Origin of the sequence: Desulfobulbus rhabdoformis, from assembly GCF_016919065.1 — a bacterium.
In the GTDB taxonomy this organism is placed as follows: Bacteria; Desulfobacterota; Desulfobulbia; order Desulfobulbales; family Desulfobulbaceae; genus Desulfobulbus; species Desulfobulbus rhabdoformis.
The window spans coordinates 1-24,632 of the sequence record NZ_JAFFQA010000006.1 but is presented as its reverse complement, the minus strand read 5'-3'; the positions used below and the strand labels follow the sequence as shown (position 1 = coordinate 24,632).

Sequence of the window (24,632 nt, the reverse complement as noted above, 5' to 3'; positions counted from 1 at the left end):
TTTTATCTGACGGATAAGAAATCGAATAATTAAAAGGGATCTTGCATGTTTTTCCGGATCCCACATACGGTGCAAGACTAAAAAACATTCTTTCCAAGATTTCCCTACGAATGCACTCTCACTCTTCTTAACAACATACTGACCAGGTAACGAGGTAGCATATGAATTATGGAGTTGTTAGCCAGGAACAGCTTGAAAAAATAGATGAAATCCTGACTGAAAAGCTCATCAAAATTGGTGTTGATTGCGTTATCATCATTGATATGGCTGGCAACATTATTACGGCAAAAGATAATGGAACCTCCAAGTACGATGTTTACTCCTTTGCTGCTCTGGCAGCAGGTAACTTCGCTACCGTCGATGCCATGGCCAAGCTGGTTGGTGAGCAGGAATTTTCACTCCTGTTCCACAAAGGCTCTGAATGCAATATTCACTTTTCTAAAATCGATGATGAACTCCTGCTCATCACGATGTTTGGTAAAGGGATTTCCCTTGGTTTTTTAAGGCTGAACGTTGTTGAGGCCATCGAACGTATCAAGAAGATCTGGTCCAGAAATTAGACCTGTTGCTTTGTAGTGTATCTAACGCTTTTACCAGCAGGAGAGCGTCGTGAGTTTTATAAACCTTAGGGAAAAAATCGTTCAGGTCAAAATTGTCTATTACGGTCCTGGACGTGGTGGCAAAACCACCAACCTTGAATATATTAATCGTAAGTTTTCCAAACAGATCCAATCTGAAATGGTGAGTTTGAAAACCCACGGTGATCGCACCCTTTTCTTTGATTTCCTCCCCTTTAATATGGGACAGATCAAAGGCTACGAGCTTAAGATTCAGCTGTATACCGTACCAGGTCAGGTTAAGTATAACGCAACTCGAAAACTGGTTCTTAAGGGCGTTGACGGCATTGTTTTTGTAGCCGATGCTCAAGAACAGATGCGGGAGAAGAATATTCGCTCACTCAACCAACTGCACGAAAACTTGCAGGGGTATAAAGAATCCATCTTTAAAATTCCGCTGGTCCTTCAGTATAACAAGGTCGATCTTCGTAACCAGGGAATCCCTATCCTGCCGACATCTGTCCTGGAAAAAGACCTGAACAGCAAACTGAAGGTTCCGTACTTTGAAGGCAGCGCCCTTACTGGTTATAATGTCCCAGAAACATTGAAAAAGATAATATCTTCAACTGTTATCTCTATTCAGAAAAAACTTATGTAGTGGACCCCACCAAAGCCACCAGACCCGAGCCGGTAGGATGAAAAATTCGCAACGTGAAAATTATACCCAGTCTGAAGATTTCGAAGACCTGACACTCTTTGCCAATGAGTCGTTTGATACTCAGGATGTCGATCTTTTTGAGTTTAGCAGTGAGGAATCTTCACCACTGACTCGACTTAAATCGATCATTCTTTCACTGGACTGGGAAATTAACGACGAGATACTCCAAGAGCTCTCCGATGAAGTCGATTCCCTCGGCCCCATGTGGGAGGGAGATAAGGTTGCGGAGGTCTATCTTCAAGGGTTAGCGAAAATTGGTAACTACATCCAGACAAAAGGCGCCTATGCTCACCCGAACTCCATAAAACTCCTGCTCACCTTTTTCTATAATTTTGAAAAAATTATTTCATCGCCCGACATAACTGGAGATCAGATAACCCAGTTACTCAAAGGCGATGTTCGCAAATTTAAAATCCTCCAGTACCAGATTACTCAAAGCGACCTCGCCGAGTCTGGATCCGAGGAAGAGATTGCCATCATCCCTGCCCATGACGACCAAGCCACCGTCCCTGTTCATCCAGAGACACCTCAAGCTACTCAGTTGCTCAAGGCGGCCATACTTGGACTTGATTGGGAGGTGACCAATGAAAGTTTACTGCAATTCAACACCCATCTTGAAGCCTGCCAGAAAAATCTGGCCGATAAAAAAGCAGGAACTGTACTCCTTCAAGGGTTACAGGCTCTTGGAGACTATATTGCTGAAGAACGAGCCAACTCACACCCTGATGCCTTTACACTGCTTCACTCATTTAATGAGGCGCTTGAAAAAGTCGCCTCAGATGAGCAAGCCTCTGATTCTGAGACCCAAGAATTACTGGTGGGATGTATTAACAGGCTCAACAATCTAAAAATGGAAATCGCAGCACCGAGCTCTGGACAAAACATTGATGAGGAAATGATTGCCGGTGTAGTCGATGAAATCAGTAGTCCGATCACAGAGGTGCCGGAAGTAGAGCCGGAGGAAGCTGTCGAGCTTTCTCCTCAGGCCGCCCCCCATGTGTCAGCAGAACCCGAAGCCGAGACTGCTGATGAAGAGATTTCTCTTGGTGACGAACTTGACTCAATCTTTGGTTTGGAGTCCAAGCCAGCCATGGAAACTGCAGATGAGCAATATCCAGATGAAATCCTTCCCCCGGATGCCATTCACCCTGTTGACGACGAACTTGCCGATGATCTCATTGGGGCTCAACTGAGTTCAAAACGTGGGCTTGCACCCGCCCTGTCCGATAGCGAAGAAGTGTCAGGTTACAGTAATACGGCAGAAGGTGAGTCTCAAGAGGCCGATGAGGACCTGGCAACGCAGCTTGATTTTCTTTTTGCAGATGATGAAGCCACAAACGACGATGAAAAAAATGCAGAGAAACAAGCTGTTGCATCTTTATCTGAAGCCAACTCCGGTGCAGAGCCGATTGCTGCTTTAGCAGACGTTGAGTTTTCATTGGAAGACGAGACCGCTGAGCAGACACCTGAGCTCGAGGAGATCACCCTTGATATAGATGGCAAGCTTGACAGTTTCTTTCTTGATGCCGATAAAGAGGCGCCAGAGGAAACCAGCACAGGCCAGGAGGCTGAAGAAAACGAAAATTCACTCTTTTTTGACGAACAAACCGGCCCGATAGCAGCTTTGGCCGACAGTAATGAAGACTCTGGATTCTCTGAAGAAGATACTGTGGCCTCTTTAAGTGCATCACCTCTTGATGAGATCGAAGAAAAACTCGACTTTTTCTTTGGCGATGAGTCTGAAGAAGTTGCCGAGCAAACCGATATTGCCCCTGCGCTTAACGAAACCGAGGAAGCGTCGGAAGCAGAGTCTGCGCCAGCTTCTCTTGAGAGCAGTACGCCTGCCGAGGAGAGCAGCGAACTCTCCGGAGCACTGGATGCCTTCTTTGAGACGACCGAACCAGGGACAGATGTTGAGGCCACAGAGGAAATCGAGCCAGACGTACTGACCGAAGCACTGGAGGCCACTCTTGACGAGGCCACAGCGGAAGAATCCTCCGAGTCCTCTGATTTTGAAGGAGAGGTGGCGACCCTCGGTGCGCTCCTGCCAGCGGCTGTTCGAGCCCTTGATCGGGAAAAACTCACCCAGGCCGAAGAACTGCTTGCCTCGCTACAGAAAACCAGTCCTTCTGCGGAACACACATCGTTAGCTGAGCTGTTGCAGTCCGTGGTGACCATGCTCTCCAGGCTTCCGGCCAAGAGTGCGGCCGACACCGAAAAACTGGTCAATTATCTGTACGAGCAGTTGATGGGCAAGGAGGTCTCTGCCAAGACTTTGACCACCGCAATCTCGCGTTTTAATCGCTGGATGCAGGATGCAGCCAAGTTCATGCCTCGTGTCCCTGCTGTTGCCGAAGAAAATGAAGCGCAGGAAGTACAGTACAGTGCCAAGGAACTCTATTTTGAATTGGCGCAGCTCAAACAGTATATAAATGATGAGTTTGCCATGGTTCGTCACCATTTAGAGCATCATCACTGAGTAGATCTTCCCGTTCAGGGAAAGCAAACCAATAGAGTGTATACACCTAAGAGCGGGTTCAAATATGGACCCGCTCTTTTTTTGGGAATCTTGAATAATTGCTTTTTCTTCCAATCTCGGCGTTATGCTTAAAATTTTATCCTCGGAATATCAATCATATGCCTGCGGTAAAATTTTAAGCATGCCTTGACCTTGCTTGAAAAATCTAATTATTCAAGACACCCTTTTATCTTGAACAGGTGACACGGAGGGGTGCGGCTCCTCCATGGATCCTTGAGGGTTCTGCTTATTTCCTGGGGTCAAAGGCCTCGCGAAGTGCCTCTCCAATAAAGATGAGTAGGACCAGAGTTCCCACCAGAACCACAAAGGTGGAAAGAGAGAGCCACCAAGCATCAATATTTGCTTTCCCCTGGGCGAGCAACTCCCCGAGACTTGGCGTTGATGGGGGAACCCCCAGACCAAGAAAATCAAGGCTCGTCAGAGCCAGAATGGAACCCGACATGCGAAAGGGGAGGAAGGTAATGACCGGCGTCATGGAATTAGGCAGCAGGTGCCGATACATAATGGTGAAATTATTCACCCCAAGGGCCTTGGCCGCCTTGACGTACTCCATATTTCTGCCCTTAAGAAATTCGGCGCGCACATAATCAGAAAGTCCCATCCAGCCAAAGAGGGAAAGCAGGATTAACAACAACAGCATGGAGGGCTTGAAGATCGAAGCAAAGATAATAAGCAGATAGAGTTCGGGCATGGAGCCCCACAACTCGATAAAGCGCTGAAAAACAAGATCCGTCTTCCCACCAAAAAATCCCTGTACCGATCCTGCCATGATTCCAAGCAGGGTACCAACGGCAGTCAACGCTGCGCCAAAAAGCACACTCAACCTGAATCCATAGATCAACCGCGCAAGTACATCCCGACCACGGTCATCTGTGCCGAGAAAATTTTCTCCTGAGGGAGGTGATGGGACTGGTCGATCGAGGTTCAGATTGATTGAGTTAAAACTATGGGGGTTGGGTGGAAAAAGAACGAAATTGCCCTTTTGATGCAACCGATCCAGGATAAATGGGTCGCGGTAATCAGCCTCAGTCTCGAATATTCCACCGAAGGTTGTCTCTGGGTACATTTTCAGCAATGGGAAATACGAAGCCCCCTGGTAATGAATATAGAGCGGTGTATCATTACTGAGCAGCTCAGCAAAAAGACTGAGTCCGAAAAGAATAAGAAAAAGAATAAGAGAGTAATAGCCCCGCCGATTTTTTTTGAATCGTTTCCACCTACTGCGCGCCAGGCTTGTCCCCTTTCCCGCTCGTGCTGCCCTCATCACTGATGCCCCTCAAAACTGATTCGCGGGTCGACGAGCACGTAGGAAAGATCTGATAAGAGTCTCGATATCAATCCGATAAGGGTGAAAAAATAGAGTGTTCCCAACACGACCGGATAATCGCGATTCATAACAGACTCGTAAGCCAAAAGCCCCATACCATCCAGAGAAAAGATTGTTTCTATCAAAAGGCTGCCCGTAAAGAAGGCGGTTATAAAGCTGCCGGGAAATCCCGTTATAATAGGGATAATGGCATTGCGAAAAACATGCTTGTAAAGAACCTGCCTTTCCTCAAGCCCTTTTGCCCGGGCTGTCACCACATACTGTTTGCGAATTTCTTCAAGAAACGAATTCTTGGTCAAAAGGGTCATGACGGCCAGGCTCCCCACAGTCGAGGCTATAATAGGCAGGATCATATGCCAGAGGTAATCAAGAATTTTAGCCCCAAGGCTGAGTTCCTGCCAGTTATCCGAGACGAGCCCCCGCAGGGGAAAGACATTAAAAAAACTCCCTCCACCAAAAAGCACGATCAAAACGATACCAAGGACAAAGCCGGGGATAGCATAGCCGATAAGAATAGCCGTACTGGAGATTACATCAAAGGTGGAACCATCCCGCACGGCCTTCGCTATGCCCAGAGGAATACAGACAGAATAGACAATGAGAAAACTCCACAGTCCAAGCGACATGGACACAGGGAGCTTGGAGACGACCAGTTCCACCACACTCATGTGGTGATAGTAGGACTGACCAAAATCAAAGGCCAGGTAACTGCGCATCATCTCGATGAAACGCTGTACCGGAGGTTTGTCAAACCCATACAGTTTTTTCAGTTGGGCAACCCGCTCCTGATCAAGCCCCTTGTTTCCCTGATAAAGGCTGGTACTGCCTGCTGCCTCCTTCCCTGCCCCATACCCACTGAGCTGGGCCATCATCCGCTCAACCGGTCCGCCAGGCACAAATTGGGTGACAATAAAAGTCAGAAGCATCACCCCTATCAGCGTAGGGATCATCAAAAGAAGTCGTTTCAGAATGTAGAGGGCCATTGTATGAATCAGCTCACCTTAAGCTACCCTGAATCCGTGGCAGCGGTTGGTTACAGAAGAAGCTATCAGTCTAATTTGACGAAATTTCAAAAAAAATATTGTACTGTTCAGTTTCACCATCGGCACGTAAGCCCACCCGTCAGCCTCCATCTTTTCAGGAAATACGAATACCTCCAACAAGATCATCATCCTGTTGTTGGGGCTTGGACAGCGAATGTTCTGCGCTCTTCAAGTGCTCAGGGTGCTTGGCATACGTGGGTGTTTCTTGAGGAATCGACGTCTCGGAAGATTGGCTCGAAAAACCAACAAGAGGGCCCGACTCTGCTGGCTCCCTGGAGGATTCTTCCTGAATGGAGGGGCCTGGCTGGCCAGCGAGCGGCTGCTTTAAAATGGCAAGCAGCCCATCTTCAAGCAGGGAAACATTGACCAGTTCCCAACCTTCTCGTCCGAGGGTATTGAGCGTTTTTTCAATTTCCTCATCATCCATATAGCGATCACCAAGAAGTCCATTCTTGGAAAATTCAAACAGGACCGTTTGATATTGCCACATCATCACAGCCTCTCCGTTTATTGAAGAAATTGTTCTTTCAGGGGGTATGAGTTCATTTGAGTTTGGGCATACACAGCCCGGAGTTCGTCGCCAATGAGACGGATGCCTCGGGCAAGGGACGCATCATCCTGGGCATAAGTAATCCGCAGACACTCCTGGGTGTGTTGCCAGCCTGGTTCTAATCCTGGGAAAAAATAATCTCCGGAGACCACGACGACCCCGCGCTCTTTCAACCGTTCATAAAGCTGGCGACTGGTAATCGGAAGCCCGGGAAACCAGGCCCAGAGGAACATTGCTCCCTCGGCCACATGAATTTTATACGGAAAGTTATAAAATTCATTGGCTATACACTTGCGTGTCCATTCCATCTTCTTCTGATAGAAGGGGCGGACGATCTCCTGGGAGAGTTGAATAATCTTTCCGCTGGCGACAATCTCAGTTGCCAACATGGCTCCAAAGCTTGCCGTGGACAGGTTGATAACTGCATTGGCACTGGCAACCCGACGGATGATCTCTTTGTCGGCTATAATGATTCCTGTGCGGGCAGCAGGCAGGCCAAATTTTGAGAGCGACATGCAGAGGATGAGTTGCTCATTCCAGACCGGCTTTGCCTCGGTGTACATCATTGAGGGAAAGGGGAGCCCGTAGGCATTATCAATGATTAAAGGAATATCATGCAGGGTGGCGAGGTGGGAGAGTTCATCAATTTCCGCATCGGTTAGTACATTTCCAGTGGGGTTTGTTGGCCTTGATACGCAAAGAGCACCAATATCCGGACCAATCTCAATTTCGTCGAAATCGACTCGATACTTGAAAGTATGTTCGTCTATCTCTTCGATCTTTGGTCGTACCGAGGTGAAAAGATCTTCTTCAACTCCTAAATCGGCATAGCCAATGTATTCAGGCGCCATGGGCAGCAGTATTTTTCGGTACTCACCTGTGCTTGTTTTGCCACCAAAAAGATTGAACAACAGAAAAAAAGCAGATTGGCTGCCACTGGTGAGGCAAATGTTCTCCTCTGTGATGGGCCAGCCATACTGCTCACGCAGCAGCTGTGCCAAAGCACGGCAAAAACCGGAATCCCCCTGTGGGGGATCATACAATCCAATGAGCTTTTTAAAAATTTGCTCATCATCGATCATGGTCTGCAATCGTTGCCGCATGACCTTCCCTATCTCTTCTATATACCCAGGGTTTCCTCCCCCCATCAAAATCGCTTGGGGATCAGCCACGGCACGCCCCAGGTCATCCATGAGCGAAAGGATACCGGCACCTGCGGAGAATTTTTCACCAAAGGCAGAGAGCTTCATATTCAGTTTTTGGATCGGGGGGTAAAAAATTGACAGGGAGAACCCGAGCTGGAGAGAACGACCTGTGAGGGCATGGCACTGCTTTTAAACCCGTAGGCTCGACAACCTCGAGGACGTGCTGGTTCATAGGTGATGAAAAAATGTTTACAGAGCATACAGTTCGGCACCTGCCCTGTGGGTTTCACTGGCATAATTGGATGATTCTTACACTGTGGATTGCTTTTTAGGATATTCAAACTCCAGAAGACGTCCCTCTGCCCCCTGAATCTCTTTCCACGACTGGATTGCAAACTCCAGAGCGACAACACCCGAGGTGGGGATGTTTTCGATACGTAATCCTGAAAGGAAGTTGGCAAGCATGGTGCTTTCCGGATTGTGCCCCACCATCATCAGGGTGACCACCGAGGCCTCGGTTTCCTGGATGAGCGCGAGTAAACGGGCAACACTTGCTGCGTATTGACTTTGGTTGGTGGCTATTTTCTCCTGCGGATACCCGAGTTCCTGCGCATAGGTCAGGGCAGTGGTTAGGGCTCGCTGGGCCGGGCTTGAAAGAATCAGATCAGGCACCAGACCATGAATACGTAGACGCTGCCCTATGATTGGCGCATCGTGCTTGCCTCGTTTGTTCAAGGGCCGGTCAAAGTCGTTTACACTCCGGTCCTTCCAGCTTGATTTGGCATGACGACAGATAAGCAGCCGTTTCATTGTGCCTGTACGTCGTCCTGAATTTCGTCCCAGAGTTGCTGATAGGCTCTTGAGGCTGTTGCATTGGGATGGCTCGCGGTAACAGGCATGCGGTAAACCCCCATCCGTTCAACATCGGTCAAATACGGTATGCTGGAAGTCAGCACACCTGGCTTCCCCTGCATGGACTGGATAACCTCGGTGTGCAGCCGCTTGCGCTTCTCAACCATGGAGAAAAAGATACGTACTTTATCGTGGCCAAGACCAATTTCATCCAAAAAGGCGTAGAGTTGCTCCGAAGAGAGGATGGAAAGTGTGGTGGGTATAGCAGGGACCAGAATCTGGTCGGCTGCATAGAAAATATTCTCAGAAAGCAGTGTCAGATTCGGGGGGCAGTCAAGGATTATCTGCTCATACTCCTCTTCTAAGGGTTCCAAAATTTTTTTGACCCGAGTCTGGGATTTTTTGCAGTCGTCCAGCGCTATATCGATATTGCGGTAAGAGAAATCGGCGGGCAGCATATCCAGATTGGGAAAATCAGTCCCCCGAATATTTCTTTCTATATGTTTGCCGCCTTTGAGCAGTTTCTTGGTGCCAAATTTTTCCGGTGAACGGATACGGAAGTAGTAGGAAGCCGATCCCTGTGGATCCATATCAATGAGCAGGGTCTTTCGCTGAATCGAGGCCAGGTACGCCAGGTTAACAGAGGTGGCGGTTTTCCCGACGCCACCTTTAATATTATATACGGCAAGTATACTCATTTCGACACCTGCTTTTTCTTGAAGAGTTGATGGCAAAGGGTCGTTGTTTCCTCATCGGTGAACTGGATAAAGGCTTCCTTAAAATGATATCGCACTTCCTCCTGTTCCTGATACAAACTTTGCAACAGTCCGCCAAGGCTTGCAGAGATTGAAAGATTTGTTTTGGTGGGTCGCTCCTGGTTCAAGGCTCCCAAGGTCTCCAGGACCATGGTCTGCTGCACATAGAGATCATTAAAAATGCCAAGAATATCTTGAAGCTTTTTCAAGTGTTTAATCACGACCTGCAATTCTTTTTTCGGATAAAGGCTCGCGAAAAACTCCATGGAATATCGGAGTTTTTTACATTGAATCCGTAACGCATGGACATCGTCATCTGGTGAGGTTCGATCGACAGACAACCCTGTTTTGAGAACCCGTTTATAATGCTTAAAAATAATTGGGTTGGCCACAGAGAGCACCGGCATCTGAGCTTTTGGTGCGGGATGCAACTCTTCCTGTTCTATACTGCGTTGCCAATCGTCAAACAAAATGGAGATTTTTTTGGTTCGAAGATGGCGGACCAGTTTCTTTTGTTCAGCCTGACGTTTCTTGGCCAACTGATCAAAAAAGAGCTCGAGTCCAGGTTGCAACGCCGGAGGCAGCCTATCAAGATATTTTTGGCGATCTTTGAGATAGACATCCAAATCGCGCGTAGGACCGGTAACACTTCCCAATGCGGCAAATTCTTTTTTAAAGCGGCTCACAAGAGCATCAGGCAAGACTTGCTTGACCAAACTCAGGCCAGAACGGGTTCGCCGAATCGCCACCCGCAGATCATGGAGAAATTCAATATCCCAATCGGCCATCACTCCTGGAATATTGATCCGCATATTATCTAGAAGTTCCAGATAGATGGAGCCGATGGCCTCTCGGGCCGTACTCCTGGGACTCAACTGTATTTGAAATTTTGAGCTGTAATCCAGGGGATAGCGTCCTCCACAACGGCAGGCTTCCTCAAAACCAATGAGAGCAGAGACGACTTCAACTATACCATTTTCTTCGAGTATCTCTTGCGCTGCACTCAGTTCTTTATCATATCCCCGAACGGCTACAAGGCGCACTAACCGATAGCTGTATGCCTGTCCCTCAGGTTGCTGCCTCTCGATAATCAGCCGCACAACTGTTTTTTCGTCTCTGTTTAAAAGGCGGATCTCCTGACCTGCGAGCAGGACTGTGGCAACAGGGAGTAGGCAACGAATCCCCAGAATTGGCGTCAAAACATCACGCAGCGGACCAGGAGGAAAGTCGGAACTAAAGCATGGAGAATCAAGTTTAGGACCGCCTTTCTCAAGCGTCAGACTGCACGTATTTTCATGATAAAGGCTCCAGGACCCAGCATTGTTATGCAGAAGATATTTTTCCCGGTAAAGCTCCCAGTCAAAGGTATCGACATATTCGATCTTTGCGGAATACTCAGGCAGCACATCAAGGGCGAATTTTTCCTTGAGCGATGCAAACAGATCGTCAATATGAAGGTCCTCCGGAATCAACCAGGTTTCTGGGGAGTTTGGATTCATAAAACGCTCTCAGCTTCTATAATCTGCATTAATTTTGACATAGTCATAGGAGAAATCACAGGTATAGACCTCCCCGCAGCATTCCCCCTCACCCAGATCGATAGTGACGTCAAATGCTTTTTGTTTCATGACTTTTGTGGCCTCCTCTTCGCAATCCCCTCCAATAAAGAGGCCTTGTTTTACCAGTTGTACCGCATCAAAACTGATGGCAACATTTTCCTGGCGAAAAGAGCAGCCAGAACGGCCAAGAGCAGCAATTATTCGCCCCCAGTTGGCGTCTTCACCAAAAAAGGCTGTTTTTACAAGTGCCGAGTTGGCAATTGTGCGCGCGGCTTGTACAGCGCTTGCCTCACTCTCTGCGCCGGTGACGCGAATGGTAACAAATTTTGTGGCGCCCTCACCATCGACAACAATTTTGCGGGCAAGATCAAGACAGATGCTATTGAGTGCTTCTGCAAAATCATGAACCGCCTCTGAGTTAGGATCACTCAGAGCGGTATTACCGGCCGCACCGTTGGCCATGACCAGCACCATGTCGTTTGTCGATGTATCGCCATCAACGGTGATTCGATTGAAGCTTCGTTCGACAGCGACTTTGAGCAACTGATCAAGTAAGGGCTGCTCAATGGCAACATCGGTGACAATAAACCCGAGCATAGTCGCCATATTGGGCATGATCATACCCGACCCCTTAGCCACGCCCAAAAGGGAGACCTCTGTTCCCAGAACATCAATTGTAGCGGTTGCTATCTTGGGGACCAGGTCAGTGGTCATGATCGCCTTGGCCAGGTCATCGAACCCATCTGCTGAAAGCGCTTTGACTAACCCAGGCATGGCACGCTCAAAGGGCTCTTCTTTAATCTGCTCACCGATAACCCCTGTCGAGGCAATCTGAACCAGGCCGGGGTCAATATTCAGGGCTTTGGCGGCAAAGGATCCGGTGGCCACGGCCAGGTCCATCCCCTGTTGCCCCGTACATGCGTTGGCATTACCGGAGTTAACAAGGACTGCCTGTGCTTTGCCGGTTAGTAAACGTTGTTGATCCAACAAGACTGGCGCTGCCTTAACGGTGTTCATCGTAAAGACACCGGCTGCAACTGCTGGGGTAGTAGAAAAAATCATGCCCAGATCGAGCCGATCGGCATACCGAATACCTGCTGCAACCGCAGCGGCTTTAAAACCTTGAACCTGCATGAGACGTCCTCATGTAAAAAAAATAAATGAGCAAATAAACGAGCTATTTCTACCCTAAGAGCTCATATCAACAAAATATTGGCCCCACTTTTCATCCTCAGGGCCAGCTCCCCACCTCATAAAGATATCACTCGGTGACAATGGAACAACCCCTCAAGTTAATAGCAGAAATTTATCCCTACTCTACCAGATAGCCTTTAAATTGAAAGCCCGATCACCAAGAAAGCGGATTTTCCTTGACCAAGTGCGGATTTATGGGAATTTTAGGTTTGCCGTCCTTCTTGAATAACTTCATTCCTGGAATTGATTGTATTGACACCGCTTCCTTTCACACCTGTTCTCGCTTCGCCCCTCCATCCCTCTTTATTCGTTTTTTTCGAGTAACTAAGAGATGGGGAGTTTTGCTTGGGGGCTGACCAGCTCGATCTTTCTTATCGACCTGGCCATCCGTGTTGGTCTGTCGATACGAGTCATTATGCGCAAACGCGCCCCCTCGGTGTCGATAGCCTGGCTGGTGATCGTATTACTCCTCCCCTTTGCCGGTGCAATAACCTACCTGCTCTTTGGTGAAACGCGACTTGGTGAGCGCAGGGCGGCTCGCCTGGTTACAGGCCGCCCCATGATCCGGCAATGGTCAACCACCCTGATGCATCATCCGCAGATCGACTGGTCCGGTGTGAACCCGGAACGCCTTCCACTCAACCATCAGGTGTATGCAACCACAGGTATCCCCACAATGGGGGGGAACCAACTGGAACTCCTCGACTCAGCCCCGCAATTTTTTTCCCTACTCATTAAGGATATCCGCAAGGCCAAAGCCAATATCTCCCTTGAATTTTATATTTTGAGCAAGGGAGGGTTGGTTGATCTACTGCTCAATGAACTTTTAGCCGCAAGTGGGCGTGGAGTCCGCTGCCGCCTGTTACTGGATAGTATTGGCTCAAAAAAATTCTTGCGAAGCCGCCAGGCAAAAGTGCTGCGGCGAGCAGGTGTGGAAATTACAGAGGCCCTGCCTGCAGGACTTATCCGAGCCCTGTTCATGCGCATTGATTTACGAAATCACCGCAAAATTGCTGTAATTGATGGAACGATTGCCTACACAGGTTCGCAAAATCTGGTCGATCCACGTTTTTTTAAACAGGATTCAGGAGTGGGCGCCTGGGTGGATGTCATGGTACGTGTTACCGGCCCCGTGGTAGAACTTCTCCAGGTGACCTTCTTTTTTGACTGGTTACTGGAACAGGGAGAGCAACTCAGTAAAAGTGGTATTACCGATGAATTGCATCCGGTAGAAGACACAGGCGAAGCCCTGGTCCAGTTGGCCCCATCCGGCCCTGGCTACGGTGAAGATACGATTCACAATCTCCTGCTGACAACTATATACGCCGCCAGGAAAGAAATTGTCTTGACCACTCCCTATTTTGTGCCTGATAACGCCCTCAACGCAGCCCTGCAATCAGCGGCACAACGTGGTGTTCAGGTGTGGATTATCGTTCCTCAGCAAAATGATTCATTACTGGTTCATTATGCCAGTCGTGCCCGTTATGATGGCCTCACGCAGGCAGGTGTGCATATCCGTGCATTTACCGGAGGATTACTCCACGCAAAAACCATTACCGTTGATGGTGATTTTTGCCTCTTTGGTTCGGTGAATCTTGATATGCGTAGCTTCTGGCTCAATTTTGAGATGACACTCTTTGTGTATAACCAGGACTTCACTCGGCAGGTCCGTAAACTGCAGCAAGAGTATCTGCAGCAAACCATTGGTTTTGATGGCGATCAATTTACTAACCGCTCCTTTGGCGAGCGATTGTTAGAAAATGCTGCATTGTTGGTGAGTCCCTTACTTTAGGGTGTCTTGAATTATTAGATTGTTCAATCAAGGACAGGTAAGCGTCAGACACCGAGGGATTGGCAGAGAAAGCAATTATTCAAGATGCCCTTTCGTTCGAATTCGGGCCAGGGACCCTGCAACAAAACATTCGGGCTGCATTATTATTTTTATTCGTTTACAGTGACTCTCTATGAAAATTTTGCTCATCAGTGACATTCATGGCAATTATCCTGCGCTGGCTGCTGTCAGCGAGGCGGTCTCAAAACATACCATCAGTTATGTGCTCAACTGTGGCGATAGCCTTGTTTATGCGCCCTTTCCCAATCAGACGCTTGATTGGTTACGTGATAATGAAGCCTTTACCATCCGGGGCAACACCGACGATAGAGTGATCAAACTCCTGAAAGGAAAAAATTTTAAAAAACCGGCTAATCCAGAAAAACGGATCATGTATACCAGCACTGCGGAGGCACTCAGCAAAGAAAACGCGGCCTACCTTCTTGAGCAGAAAAAGAAAAAACTCCTGCGGCTCGGCCATAGTTTCATCGGGCTCTATCACGGCAGCCCTGCAGAACACGAAGAATTTCTTTTTGCCGATACACCGGATAAGCGTTTTAAAGAGCTTGCCAAGAAAACCCACTGCGAAATCGTTATCACTGGCCATTCCCACACTCCCTATCATAAATACATTGGGGGAGTACATTTTATTAATCCTGGTTCTGTTGGCCGCATGTTTGATGGCAACCCACAGGCATCCTTCGCTCTTTTAAAAATAAAAAAAGGCAACGTAGAGGTGAAACACTACCGTTGCCCTTATGATATCGATGCCGTCATTGATGCACTGGGAAAAAGTAAGCTTCCACCAGCATACGGTGACATGTTTCGCGCAGGGAAAAAACTCAATTAATTCGCCGTGTCCGTTCTGAAATGGGGATTTTGGTTCAAGTTCAGATAACCCCCGAATCCGAAAAGACCGTTTCAGGATGGACACTCATTCGTTATTTCACAGCACTCGCATAGGCCTCATCAATTCGAGCTGCCACATATTGCAACTGCTCTTCACTGCATTCCTCAAGATCAAAACAGACGGCATCGTTCCCTAAAAGACCTCCAGGTACAAAGGAGCCAAGCTCCTGCGGATCGCTAATCATATCCCCAAAAAAACAGACAGAGAGCCAGCGAGGCTCATCTTCGATCACATCGACCATGACATACAACGACCGCTCATTGCCAGGAACCGTACCACGCAGGGAATAGGTAACGCCTGGTCGTGGGTGAAATTCCATCACCCCTTTTGCCTGTGCACTTAACTGCTCTTTTAAACAAATAAATCCGTCTTTATTCCCCTCTTCCGTGGCTTTCCAGTCTGTAATAAATTCTTCCAACTCCTGTATGGTTGCGCTCATAGCTTTAAGCCCCCTTCCATGGTTAGAGATACGTCTTTAAAAAACTCAGCAAGACTCTATCCGGTGAATATGTTTAATTTTAATAACTGACCACCTCTCCCTATAAAACTGTCGGAAAAGGAGTACCACAAAAATCGTGCTCAGGTGAATATTTTTGAAGTACAGTCGGCCAGTTGATTCAGATTTTGAAATAGCCGAGAGTCACGAACTACAGGAGCAGAATTGACTCTGAACGCGAACATCTGGGGCTTTCCCGCAGAATGTTATTGATAAAAAGTCGTATTCTGTCCCTAAAATCCCCACCGCTGGGGGAGAGATTGCCTAGTAGCAATCATGTATTTGATCTACGATATAATGCCAAAAATAGAGCAAGCGATAGCAAGGCAGACGCACATGCTTGATTCAATTTACGCAAACCTTTCAGGGTAAGAAATCTAGTAGCTTGGGCACCGCCTGCAGCGTAGCAGGCCATAATGACCATATCTAATGCTGCTGTGAGGAGTGCAAGGATTAGGTATTGAATGGCTTGGGGCTCTGCAGTGTTTATAAATTGAGGCAGAAAAGCAGAGAAAAATAACAAGCCCTTTGGGTTCGAAAGCGACACTAAGAGGCTTCGGGAAAATGCTTTTGTTGCCGTTGAGCTTGAATTGCCGATGCTTGCCCCCAGTGCGACAGGTCGATGGAACCACAATTGAATCGCAAGCCACACGAGGTAAACGACTCCAATGCATTTGACGGTAGAGAATATGGCTTCAGATGTAGCTAGCAATGCGCCCAACCCTACGGAAACTGCACCAATAAGCAGAAGGTCAGAAAGGGCAGCGCCGAGAATCCCCATACCGCATAGCCGTCAGGCTAAGCCATGGCAGGCCTGATTATACAGCACATGGTATTGGCTCCCCATCGATTCTCAGAATAAAAAGGCCTTGAATGATTTCTGGAGAATAGTTGCCATTTTTCTTTTTCTCCAACAAATGCTTCCGGCAGCTCAACTTGAGGAACTTAACCAGAAAAACCGTCACAGCTTCTATTCCGTTAAAAAATGCCTCTTTGAACTGGTCAATCGACCTGATCCAGGTCTTTAACGCTTTATAGAAGCTGAGATTTTTACCATAGAGCCCACGCATGAGGTTATGCATTATCCATAACATATCCATGCTGAGCACAATGATGAATAATTTCGAGTAAATATAGCACTCAAGACGTTGCTTTTTTACCTTCTTGACCTTGTCGATTTTCCAAAGCGATTTCCAGGTCTTGAAGACGAGTTCAATCTGCCATCGCAAGGTGTATGCCTTCCACGCATTTTGAATATTAAGCAACTCCTCTGACGCGGAGGTGATAAACAGGTTGAGCCGTGCTCGGGCTTTGAATTCTTTACCTAATTGCCGCCCTTTCTTTTGGGCATTCAAATGAGCCTTACGCATTCGTTCCTGATAGACGCTTTCAGGGAGCAGATAAACGAAGAGGCGAACCTGTAATGTCAGATTTTGGTCAAGAAATACCCAGTCTTCGAATTTTTCGATTCCGGCATTGGCCATGGCTCGAACGATCCGGGAAAAATGCAGCTTAACCTTTTTCTTGCCTCGAAGCTGATACACGTTTTTGTTGGCTTGCAGACGGCATAAAAAATCACCAATATTCTGCAGGATACCTCGCAATGCTGATAGATGCATATACGCGAGGTCACGAATGACAAGGTCGCCTTCTCTAACAACATCAATGGTCAGCGTTGAATTGGTTGCATCCTGGTCGTTAAACGCATTCAGGCTGAGATCAACGATGCTGCCGGAGACTAAATCATATTCAAATTGGATCCTGACACTGGCTGCGGAGCCACTGCCGCCACTACCGGGGTAATACTTGGATAAAGATTGATCTATCTGAAAACAAACAGAATCTTTAATCAAAATTCTTTCAAATTGGTCACAGCTTATCAACGTCGCTATTCCACCGGCCAGCTTTTTGCTGAAGAGTTCAGCGAGGGCTGCCGTGAGAAAAGAAACCGCATGCTGGTTGAAGCGCTCGTCCAGCGATTGCTTTTTGATACATATGTCGTGATCCAATTCCAGTTTGACGGTGAGATCATTGAGACTCTCAAATGCCAATGCATCACTGTTAAAAGCCAGCAGACAAAGGAAGGTGAAACCGCCTAACTGGCCTGAGCGCTGGACGAACTTGCTCTCACGAGCTAAAGATTCGATTTCCTGCTCGGTAAAGAAGCAACATAGCTGTTTCCTGATCGATTCCTCAATCAGTCGAAATTCGGTTTTTTCAACTCTCTTAATGGCAAAAAACGATGCAACTTACTGAAAAAACGAGTATATTTCCTAGAAATATCAAGCTAAAGCACCACCAACCTTCGAGAGTGATTAGTAATCATTCTCGGCAAAGGGAATGCCATTATGAGGCTGGGGCCTTGGAAGTTTTTTGCGCCTATTTTACTGTTATTTCGTGTTTAATTTGAATACAAATCCCTTAGCCTGACGGCTATGCCCCATACCGGCTACACGCCAACTGCGAGATGTCCCGTTTGCGAGTGCCAGCAACATGGTGGGGCCAGGGGTAACCGTGACCGTGAAACATGTAACAATGTAAAGACATATAGTGGTGAATGTCATCAGTAATTCCTTACTTTCATAACGGGGTTCTCATTCGCCTGGAGACGAGAACCGGGAACTTCCCTAAAATTAAGTCTATCGAAGGTCATGATCGACAGGAGTTATCGTAACTCGTAACGTTAAGTTAAACGGCGGCGATCACGTCGTACGAGTAAGCCATCAGGCTAACGTTTTAAACGATTGGCTATGTGTCTCATTTACTAAAAACCCGCATGATATCTTCATCAGAAGCCCCCTCCCTACTATTTGAACTAAAAAAATCATCATTTCGACGCATTTCATTTTCAATTGCGATATCGTCGTAGTTAATATTGAATGTTTCTAATTTTTCAATATTAATGAAGTTGAAGTCAGAAACCCTCGATTTTAGTTTGCATTTAACATTATCTGCCGCACTCTCAACTTCCCATGGTGACAATGCTCTATAATAGTCATCATCATCTGCAAGCATGACATCAGCCTCAAGCTCACAAAGTTCATAGATTTTATTTATAATTTCTTTTCTAGGGCTGACAAAAAATTGTGCTTTCACATCAAATTCTAACAATGAACCATCATCAATTAACCTATCAATAATATCTAGATCATTTGCATTAAGCAACATAACGTGAAAGGTGTTTTTGATATCCAGTCCGTGTTTTATTAAGAATTCAACAGAATAATTATTAATTAAATATTCGAGAGTATCAAACAACAATTGATAGTTCTTATTTCCAATATCACTCAAACACTTTTGAAATAATTCCAATATTATTTTGAATTCTATCCTGAAATTTGACAGGAAAATTAAACCTAATAATTCTTCTTCAAAAGAGTTATCTTTTCTGCTTTTGAAAACTAACTTATTTTTTAAAATTTTATCTATGATTTTTGCAGTTTCACAATGATTAATAATATTCGATTTGACTAAATGTTTGATCTGGTCAAAGTACACACAAGATGAAATTGTGTTATGTTGTAAGTATGAATTGCCTGAAAAATAACTTAGGAGATAATCAGATATTGAAGGGTTTTTAACTGCTACGGTTGTTGAAGTGTTTTTCTTTGTATAAGAGTGGGAAATAGTGCGAGTTACAAAACCATTAAGTAATATTTTTAATGAATTTATATACGGTGATGATGTTGGGACATGATTCGAATTTTTTATTTCGAATTGAACTCGTTTGATAAAGCTCTCCTCGAGCACTGATTCCTCACAAGAACCACCGTGAGTAAATAATGTTTGGAGAAGCCACCTGTTTTCATTATTAAGCTGGTTCTCAAATGCTGAATGCCAAATTTCGCTTGGATGATCTAGATAATATCTTACTAACTCAAGATATTCCTTGTCATTTGAATCTTCAATTAACTCATCAGTTGTTATAAACTCAACTAGTCTTGGATTAAAATTTTTGTGTTTCACGATATCAAGATATATTTTTGTGTTTTTTATAATATCAAAATATCTTTCATTTAATTTTTTATAAACGAGATGATTATATAATATCTTTGCCTTATTTAAATTTGAGTAATGGGATATTTCTAAAATTAACTTTTTTTTGTCTATATTTTTTTCATTTAGATGAATAGCTCGTTGAAGTGCAGAATTAAATATGGTCGTTCTAGAACAAAAAATTACATATTTTTCATTTGAGGATTGAATTCTATTAATGAAGCGTAAAATTTTATTTTCTGTATTCTCTTTAAATAATTCTAGAAAGTTAGCTCCCATAAAGTCATCGATGAAAAATATCTGTAACTTTGATTTATCGTAAACTTCTTCAGCCTCATCGATACTTTCTGCATATATGAAATCATAACCTTTAGTTATATAGTATAGACATATGAGCTCGGCGTGAAATGTTTTTCCTACTCCTGGGTCACCGAGTAACAAAAGAGTACGTTTCTTTTTCAAAAGATTAATTCCATCCGAAAAAGATGATGTTTGAACAAAATAGTTTTTTCTTTCTAATAATCCGGATAAATAATCTTCTGATTTACCATGAACCTTATTATGCAATATCAAGCTTACTGTCTCTGAATTTGATAGCCATAGCTTGTAATGTTGCTTTAGTATCTGTGGGTTGTTGCGCAAGAAATCATCTATGAATTCATAGCCAAGGATATCTTTATCTGATTTAATGAGCCCATTAAATATTTTGTTAATTTCTTTTTTGTTTTCTCCTGATAATTTTGCTGATGTTATTAGTATATATCTTGATGGATTATGTTTATGCTTTAAAAAAGAAGTGTACTCTTTTTTTAAAGAGGATCTGTGAGAAGCGCCATAGCTTCCAGGTGTATGTTTGACTTGTATTATAATCTTTGACTTGTCGCTTTCTAAACACCTCAAGTCAATACCTTTATCTTTTCCTACTTTGAATCGTTCTAGTTCTATCAGAAGATGCGACTGTAGTATATCACAGCACAATTCTTCGAAATCTTGAGGGCTTAAATTTTCCAAATAATACATATAATCTCTATGTAAACTCCACCACATATGAATTAATTATGTTATTTCTCGATAACATAAATTTTGAAAATGTAAAAAATTAAGACAGAATCCCTGTGGGCGATTATATCCTGCAAGGTGCTAAGTCACACGTTCTTAGCCGCTCAATGACAAGCAGTTTTTTTAATGTTATATATATTCTTTTCATCTACACGTCCCCGATTTTTGGTAATCTTATGACACCTGCAATTCATGAACAAGAAATTGTTGAACATAGAAGGCATGGACAATGTCAAGCACACTTACAGGACTCAAAATTTACCATCTTCCTAATTATTTCATGGATCTTCGAGTTAATATTGTTCCAATATATGGAAATCTCTGTACCACACCGATGAAAAGCGACCACCGAAATTCCGATAGTCATCAAGGCATGCTTCCAGTTATTACGAATTAAGATATCGACATATACGACCCAATATTTCATTGGGCAGTTCGAAAATGGTTTGTAATAGCCCTTTTCTTTTTACACCACCCAATTTGAAATCAGAGCTAAATTTTTTACCACATGAAGGGCAAGCCATAAGCATGCCGCCGATATTCTTTGGGAACCTTAACTGCTGTCCACACTCGGGACATTTCATTTCTATATTGTCTGCCATTAACAAATTTCTCCGTTTTACAGATGAATTGCTATCCTAAATGGTGTCCCACAGTTCACCTTTCTCAACTATCTCAATAAATCGTTGAACACTAAACCCTTCAGGAAACAAATCGTCTTCAACGACTTCCTTCTCAAGTACCAGGTTGCGGCCCAAAAACTGCCGTTCATTCCGAAATATCACTATCAAACCTTCCAGAGATACCTTGAGAAATCCATCTATCATTTCCTGGTCATGTTCAATCGAGGTGTCCACAATCCAGGAGTAAAATTTGATCTTGTTCGTGTCAGTATTCAGCTGGAGATCAGACTGTAATTTTTTATCGTTTAGAATGGCCTTTTGAACGGCTGTTTGTTTGCGATGAAGTTGCTGAGCTGCTTTTCGTAAGGTAATGGTTCGATGGACCCAAGCCTCCTGCTTTGTTTTTCTTAGGTACGACGATTTTACTTCTAAGATTAAAATGTGATCGTCTTGATGGCAAATAAGGTCGACCTCGCCCGGATCATAACCGTCTTCGATATCTGGCTGGTATGATTCTAGAACATTAAATCCCTTGTTTCTGAATAAATCACCTAATCGTGATTCGATGCGGTGGGTTTCATCCGTTTTTTCTTTTCGTCTAGATCTAATCCTTCGTAAATTATTAACGGCGGCGGTTGAGTTGTTCTGTGATGCCATTAACCACGGCAACTGAAATCCATACATACCAAGTTTGATTATCGGTTGTTCATGAAATTCAGGTGTCGGTAGAGTAGGGGCTTTCTCTAGGCTGTCCCTCAATTCCTTCAGGTCATTCGACCAGAATTCCAAAATATTTTCTGCCATCCTGAGATCGCCATCGGGATGGCTCTCTGAAACGGTCCACGATTTTATCCGTTTAGCTTTTTCCGATGGTTCTGCCCAGGTTAACGGAAACCGATTTTCTTCAGTCATGAGACCTTCGAACATCAGCTGGGACAACGCTGGAATCCAGTTTCCAGTTTCCTTCAGATAATCCTGAAATTTGGCGATATATGACGAGTTGAAAAATGCTGTCATAAGTTCGAGGGAATGTATCGCCTTAAACAGATCAACCCTTGAGCCATCCGGTAATACAATTTCTGGTTCTAAGCCAAATACTTCATCCAATTGCAAAAACACCTGGCATGCTTTGATGTGCGCCAGACGGTTTGCATCATCGTTTTCTGGTAACCCAAACTGTTGTGTAGCTAGGTCCGACTGGAGGTGAAAAAGAAAAGCCCGATTGAACCAGTAAGTATGAAGTGCAGAGAGTTTTCTGCCGTTAAAATCCCATTCAGATTCCTCCGGAATTTCGACAGGATAAAGGGTTAGATGCTCACCCTCAAAAAGATATCGATAATCATCGTCGTAACAGAAATCATAGACCGTTCCATGTAGAAAATCATTCCGTGCTGCCACAGCAGCAATAAGAACATTCAACCAATCAAGATTTTTCAGGCACAATGACGGAGGAATTTCCCCTGGAAACAATAATGGTATCAGGTGGCGTTTAAGCGATTTTGCCAAGAATCGTTCATTGAGCCGGAGATCATTTTCTGGCCTGCTTTTGAGTTTCCATATGAGAAGTTCACTTAACGCATCCCAAGCTCGTTGATGCATCTCAACGTATCCATCATCTTTCTTTGGTAATTCGAATCGTTCGGGGACTAAATTCTGGAAAGTGAATAGGCTTCCGTACAGCAGATACTCGAATATTGTCAGCTCTTCCAATTCCTTTTTTAGGTCTTGAATATGGTTATTATGCTCCTGAAGTTCCTCGTGAAGTATCTGGCAGACTTTAATGAACTGTTGGAAATCAACGTCCCCGTTGGCAGCTATAGAGAGAATAGCTGTCCATGAAGGCGAATCTGGGTAAAGAAAAATGCTGGAATATCGTATTCCCCGTTTGAGGGTTTCAGGTACAGTTTGAAGCAAACGCTGGAATAACTTTTCATCCACTAAACCGAAATGCAGTGAGCGGCCAAGGGCAAGCGATATGGGATCAGATTGGTAACCGATATCAGTTAGTTTCGCCCAGAATGAGCATTGCCATAATGCTGTGGTTCGAACCTGATGAGTAAATCCCTTTTTTTTGGGTTTACCGTCAAGGTATAGGTGCGAGCACGAGTCAGCAGCTTGTCCAAGAAAATCTGATGCTATGAAATTCTTTTCGAACACCTTTTCGTAAGCAATCCTGCACTGTTCAACTGCAGTAGATGAAGTCATTTAAAAATAATTTTATAATCTGTGTCACGCCCAAGTAAATAAATTGAGGTCTGACCACGATTGTTTTGATCAATCTCACCGTCCTCAGTTTCCGCGCTAATCGGTCAACATACTTCCAATTTATTGAAACTGGGAGTTGAAACCATTTTTTCCTTTGGCGTGATGCATTACCTCGCGGCCATCTTTGAGCTGGTGAATGCTCATGATTACGGGAGTATCCGACAGTTGTGGGGATTTAAAGGCTCGCCACTGTCCTGCAGACGGCATCCCCTGTGCTGCCGTCTGCAGGAGTATATCTCGCAAGCAGTTTGCCATAAACATCGGATACCCCCCCATGATTACCCTTTAATCTATCTGCTGCCACCTAATGATGCGTTTCCAGTCTGCTAATGGCGAAAAGGTTTTCTTCGTTAAAATGCGAATGCCATTAACTGGAACTTTGGCACATATGCTAACGTGATCGACCTCAACCGATTGAAAATCAAGCGCCTGAAGAGTAACGCATACACTTTCTCGGTCACTCTGGTTTGTCACCTTCGTCGTTATAGTATACCAGATATTGTCTCTGGTAATTTCAACAGGCTTCACCTGTGGGGATGAGGCTTTTACTCCCTCTCTGGCTACAGCTATACATGCGATGATAAGTATTCCAAACACCGTGACGAATTGAGCTAATTTTAAATTCATTTCGATTTTACCCAGTTTTAGAGGTGTTTATTGTGATCACAGACGCGCTGAACGATCCAGTGGCCACCTATGAGTTGGTGAACGTTCATTGTCCTACGCTAAGGCTTGCCTCATGAAAATGAAAAAGTCAAACCACAAGGAGATGATGGGCAAGATAATCATGATTGAAGAACCAGAGTCTTGCCTCGCCCCGCCAAGACTTTTCCAATTTATAATCGAAACCGGGCGTTGAACCCGGCGCCACTCTTGCGACTCAAGGCTCTCCGGGTAGGGAGCATCCGATACTTATGGCATTATTTAACCCGTCGGATCCTCTTCGGACGTGATGCTCGCTGCTGCTTTGCGTTTTGCTCATACTCCTCGAAAAAGGAATCGAATTTTGAATTGTACTTGGCACATCGCAGTTTGAGGATGTTGTTTGCATAATCTACTTTCCACCAGGCACCGGATCTCTTGAGGCGAATATTGCTGATGAACTTATTGGCACTCTCAATCGCTCCACTGCCAAGCGGGTACCCACCTCGCCGCAAACGACCATACTCGATTCTGCCTTTGTTCTTTGTCAGGTAGTTTACCAACTTAGTTC

General features: G+C 45.1%; 18 protein-coding genes and 1 pseudogene. 5 read left to right on the top strand and 14 right to left on the bottom strand.

The genetic code is table 11. The annotated features are described in order from the left end of the window. Nucleotides 1-161: 161 nt before the first annotated feature. From JWJ90_RS04410 to JWJ90_RS04400, 3 genes are read left to right on the top strand one after another with little or no spacing between them, the layout of a single operon-like run. The gene (locus tag JWJ90_RS04410; protein WP_205225986.1) at nucleotides 162-560 is read left to right on the top strand and encodes a roadblock/LC7 domain-containing protein; all 399 of its coding nucleotides are present in this window, start codon (nucleotides 162-164) and stop codon (nucleotides 558-560) included. Nucleotides 561-609: 49 nt separating this feature from the next. Further along, nucleotides 610-1,215: an ADP-ribosylation factor-like protein gene (locus JWJ90_RS04405; RefSeq protein WP_205225985.1), complete on the top strand. Its 606-nt coding sequence runs from the start codon at nucleotides 610-612 to the stop codon at nucleotides 1,213-1,215. A gap of 37 nt (nucleotides 1,216-1,252) precedes the next feature. Further along, the gene (locus JWJ90_RS04400; RefSeq protein ID WP_205225984.1) at nucleotides 1,253-3,754 is read left to right on the top strand and encodes a hypothetical protein; all 2,502 of its coding nucleotides are present in this window, start codon (nucleotides 1,253-1,255) and stop codon (nucleotides 3,752-3,754) included. A 286-nt stretch (nucleotides 3,755-4,040) separates the two neighbouring features. Here JWJ90_RS04400 and JWJ90_RS04395 read toward each other — a convergent pair whose 3' ends face one another. The 8 genes from JWJ90_RS04395 to argJ all read right to left on the bottom strand — a co-directional run bounded on the left by JWJ90_RS04395 (nucleotide 4,041) and on the right by argJ (nucleotide 12,179). After that, a complete protein-coding gene (locus tag JWJ90_RS04395; RefSeq protein ID WP_205225983.1) occupies nucleotides 4,041-5,078 on the bottom strand; it encodes an ABC transporter permease in 1,038 nt (345 codons plus the stop codon). After that, complete coding sequence (locus JWJ90_RS04390; RefSeq protein ID WP_205225982.1) at nucleotides 5,078-6,124, bottom strand: microcin C ABC transporter permease YejB; 1,047 nt, start codon at nucleotides 6,122-6,124, stop codon at nucleotides 5,078-5,080. Before JWJ90_RS04390 ends, JWJ90_RS04395 begins: the two co-directional genes overlap by 1 nt. Before the next feature lie 154 nt (nucleotides 6,125-6,278). Next, entirely contained in the window at nucleotides 6,279-6,677 is a 399-nt protein-coding gene (locus JWJ90_RS04385; RefSeq protein WP_205225981.1) for a DUF4177 domain-containing protein, read from the bottom strand. Nucleotides 6,678-6,691: 14 nt separating this feature from the next. After that, on the bottom strand, nucleotides 6,692-7,984 hold the full coding sequence (locus tag JWJ90_RS04380; protein ID WP_205225980.1) for a valine--pyruvate transaminase: 1,293 nt from the start codon (nucleotides 7,982-7,984) through the stop codon (nucleotides 6,692-6,694). A 204-nt stretch (nucleotides 7,985-8,188) separates the two neighbouring features. Further along, nucleotides 8,189-8,689 carry a SixA phosphatase family protein gene (locus JWJ90_RS04375; RefSeq protein WP_205225979.1) on the bottom strand — a complete coding sequence of 167 codons (501 nt, stop codon included), beginning with the start codon at nucleotides 8,687-8,689 and terminating at the stop codon, nucleotides 8,189-8,191. Then, nucleotides 8,686-9,429 (bottom strand): ParA family protein, encoded by a 744-nt coding sequence (locus JWJ90_RS04370; protein ID WP_205225978.1) that lies wholly within the window; start codon nucleotides 9,427-9,429, stop codon nucleotides 8,686-8,688. Before JWJ90_RS04370 ends, JWJ90_RS04375 begins: the two co-directional genes overlap by 4 nt. Further along, complete coding sequence (locus tag JWJ90_RS04365; protein WP_205225977.1) at nucleotides 9,426-10,985, bottom strand: CHAD domain-containing protein; 1,560 nt, start codon at nucleotides 10,983-10,985, stop codon at nucleotides 9,426-9,428. Before JWJ90_RS04365 ends, JWJ90_RS04370 begins: the two co-directional genes overlap by 4 nt. A gap of 9 nt (nucleotides 10,986-10,994) precedes the next feature. Beyond that, nucleotides 10,995-12,179, bottom strand: coding sequence for a bifunctional glutamate N-acetyltransferase/amino-acid acetyltransferase ArgJ (gene argJ, locus JWJ90_RS04360; protein ID WP_205225976.1), 1,185 nt, complete (start codon nucleotides 12,177-12,179; stop codon nucleotides 10,995-10,997). A 391-nt stretch (nucleotides 12,180-12,570) separates the two neighbouring features. Here argJ and cls point away from each other — a divergent pair, with 391 nt between their 5' ends. Both cls and JWJ90_RS04350 read left to right on the top strand, forming a co-directional pair. Continuing rightward, nucleotides 12,571-14,031 (top strand): cardiolipin synthase, encoded by a 1,461-nt coding sequence (gene cls / locus JWJ90_RS04355; RefSeq protein ID WP_205225975.1) that lies wholly within the window; start codon nucleotides 12,571-12,573, stop codon nucleotides 14,029-14,031. A gap of 172 nt (nucleotides 14,032-14,203) precedes the next feature. Further along, nucleotides 14,204-14,920: a metallophosphoesterase family protein gene (locus tag JWJ90_RS04350; RefSeq protein WP_205225974.1), complete on the top strand. Its 717-nt coding sequence runs from the start codon at nucleotides 14,204-14,206 to the stop codon at nucleotides 14,918-14,920. Between the two features lie 91 nt (nucleotides 14,921-15,011). Here JWJ90_RS04350 and JWJ90_RS04345 read toward each other — a convergent pair whose 3' ends face one another. The 6 genes and pseudogenes from JWJ90_RS04345 to JWJ90_RS04320 all read right to left on the bottom strand — a co-directional run. Next, on the bottom strand, nucleotides 15,012-15,419 hold the full coding sequence (locus JWJ90_RS04345; protein WP_205225973.1) for a hypothetical protein: 408 nt from the start codon (nucleotides 15,417-15,419) through the stop codon (nucleotides 15,012-15,014). 331 nt (nucleotides 15,420-15,750) lie between these two features. Next, on the bottom strand, nucleotides 15,751-16,257 hold the full coding sequence (locus tag JWJ90_RS04340) for a LysE family translocator (protein ID WP_205225972.1): 507 nt from the start codon (nucleotides 16,255-16,257) through the stop codon (nucleotides 15,751-15,753). Between the two features lie 37 nt (nucleotides 16,258-16,294). Then, a complete protein-coding gene (locus tag JWJ90_RS04335) occupies nucleotides 16,295-17,662 on the bottom strand; it encodes an IS4 family transposase (RefSeq protein ID WP_338032288.1) in 1,368 nt (455 codons plus the stop codon). Between the two features lie 571 nt (nucleotides 17,663-18,233). Then, complete coding sequence (locus tag JWJ90_RS04330; RefSeq protein WP_205225971.1) at nucleotides 18,234-20,492, bottom strand: nSTAND3 domain-containing NTPase; 2,259 nt, start codon at nucleotides 20,490-20,492, stop codon at nucleotides 18,234-18,236. 677 nt (nucleotides 20,493-21,169) lie between these two features. Further along, nucleotides 21,170-23,359, bottom strand: coding sequence for a hypothetical protein (locus JWJ90_RS04325; protein ID WP_205225970.1), 2,190 nt, complete (start codon nucleotides 23,357-23,359; stop codon nucleotides 21,170-21,172). A gap of 980 nt (nucleotides 23,360-24,339) precedes the next feature. After that, nucleotides 24,340-24,632, bottom strand: a pseudogene (locus JWJ90_RS04320) (ISKra4-like element ISDau4 family transposase); the annotation flags it as partial.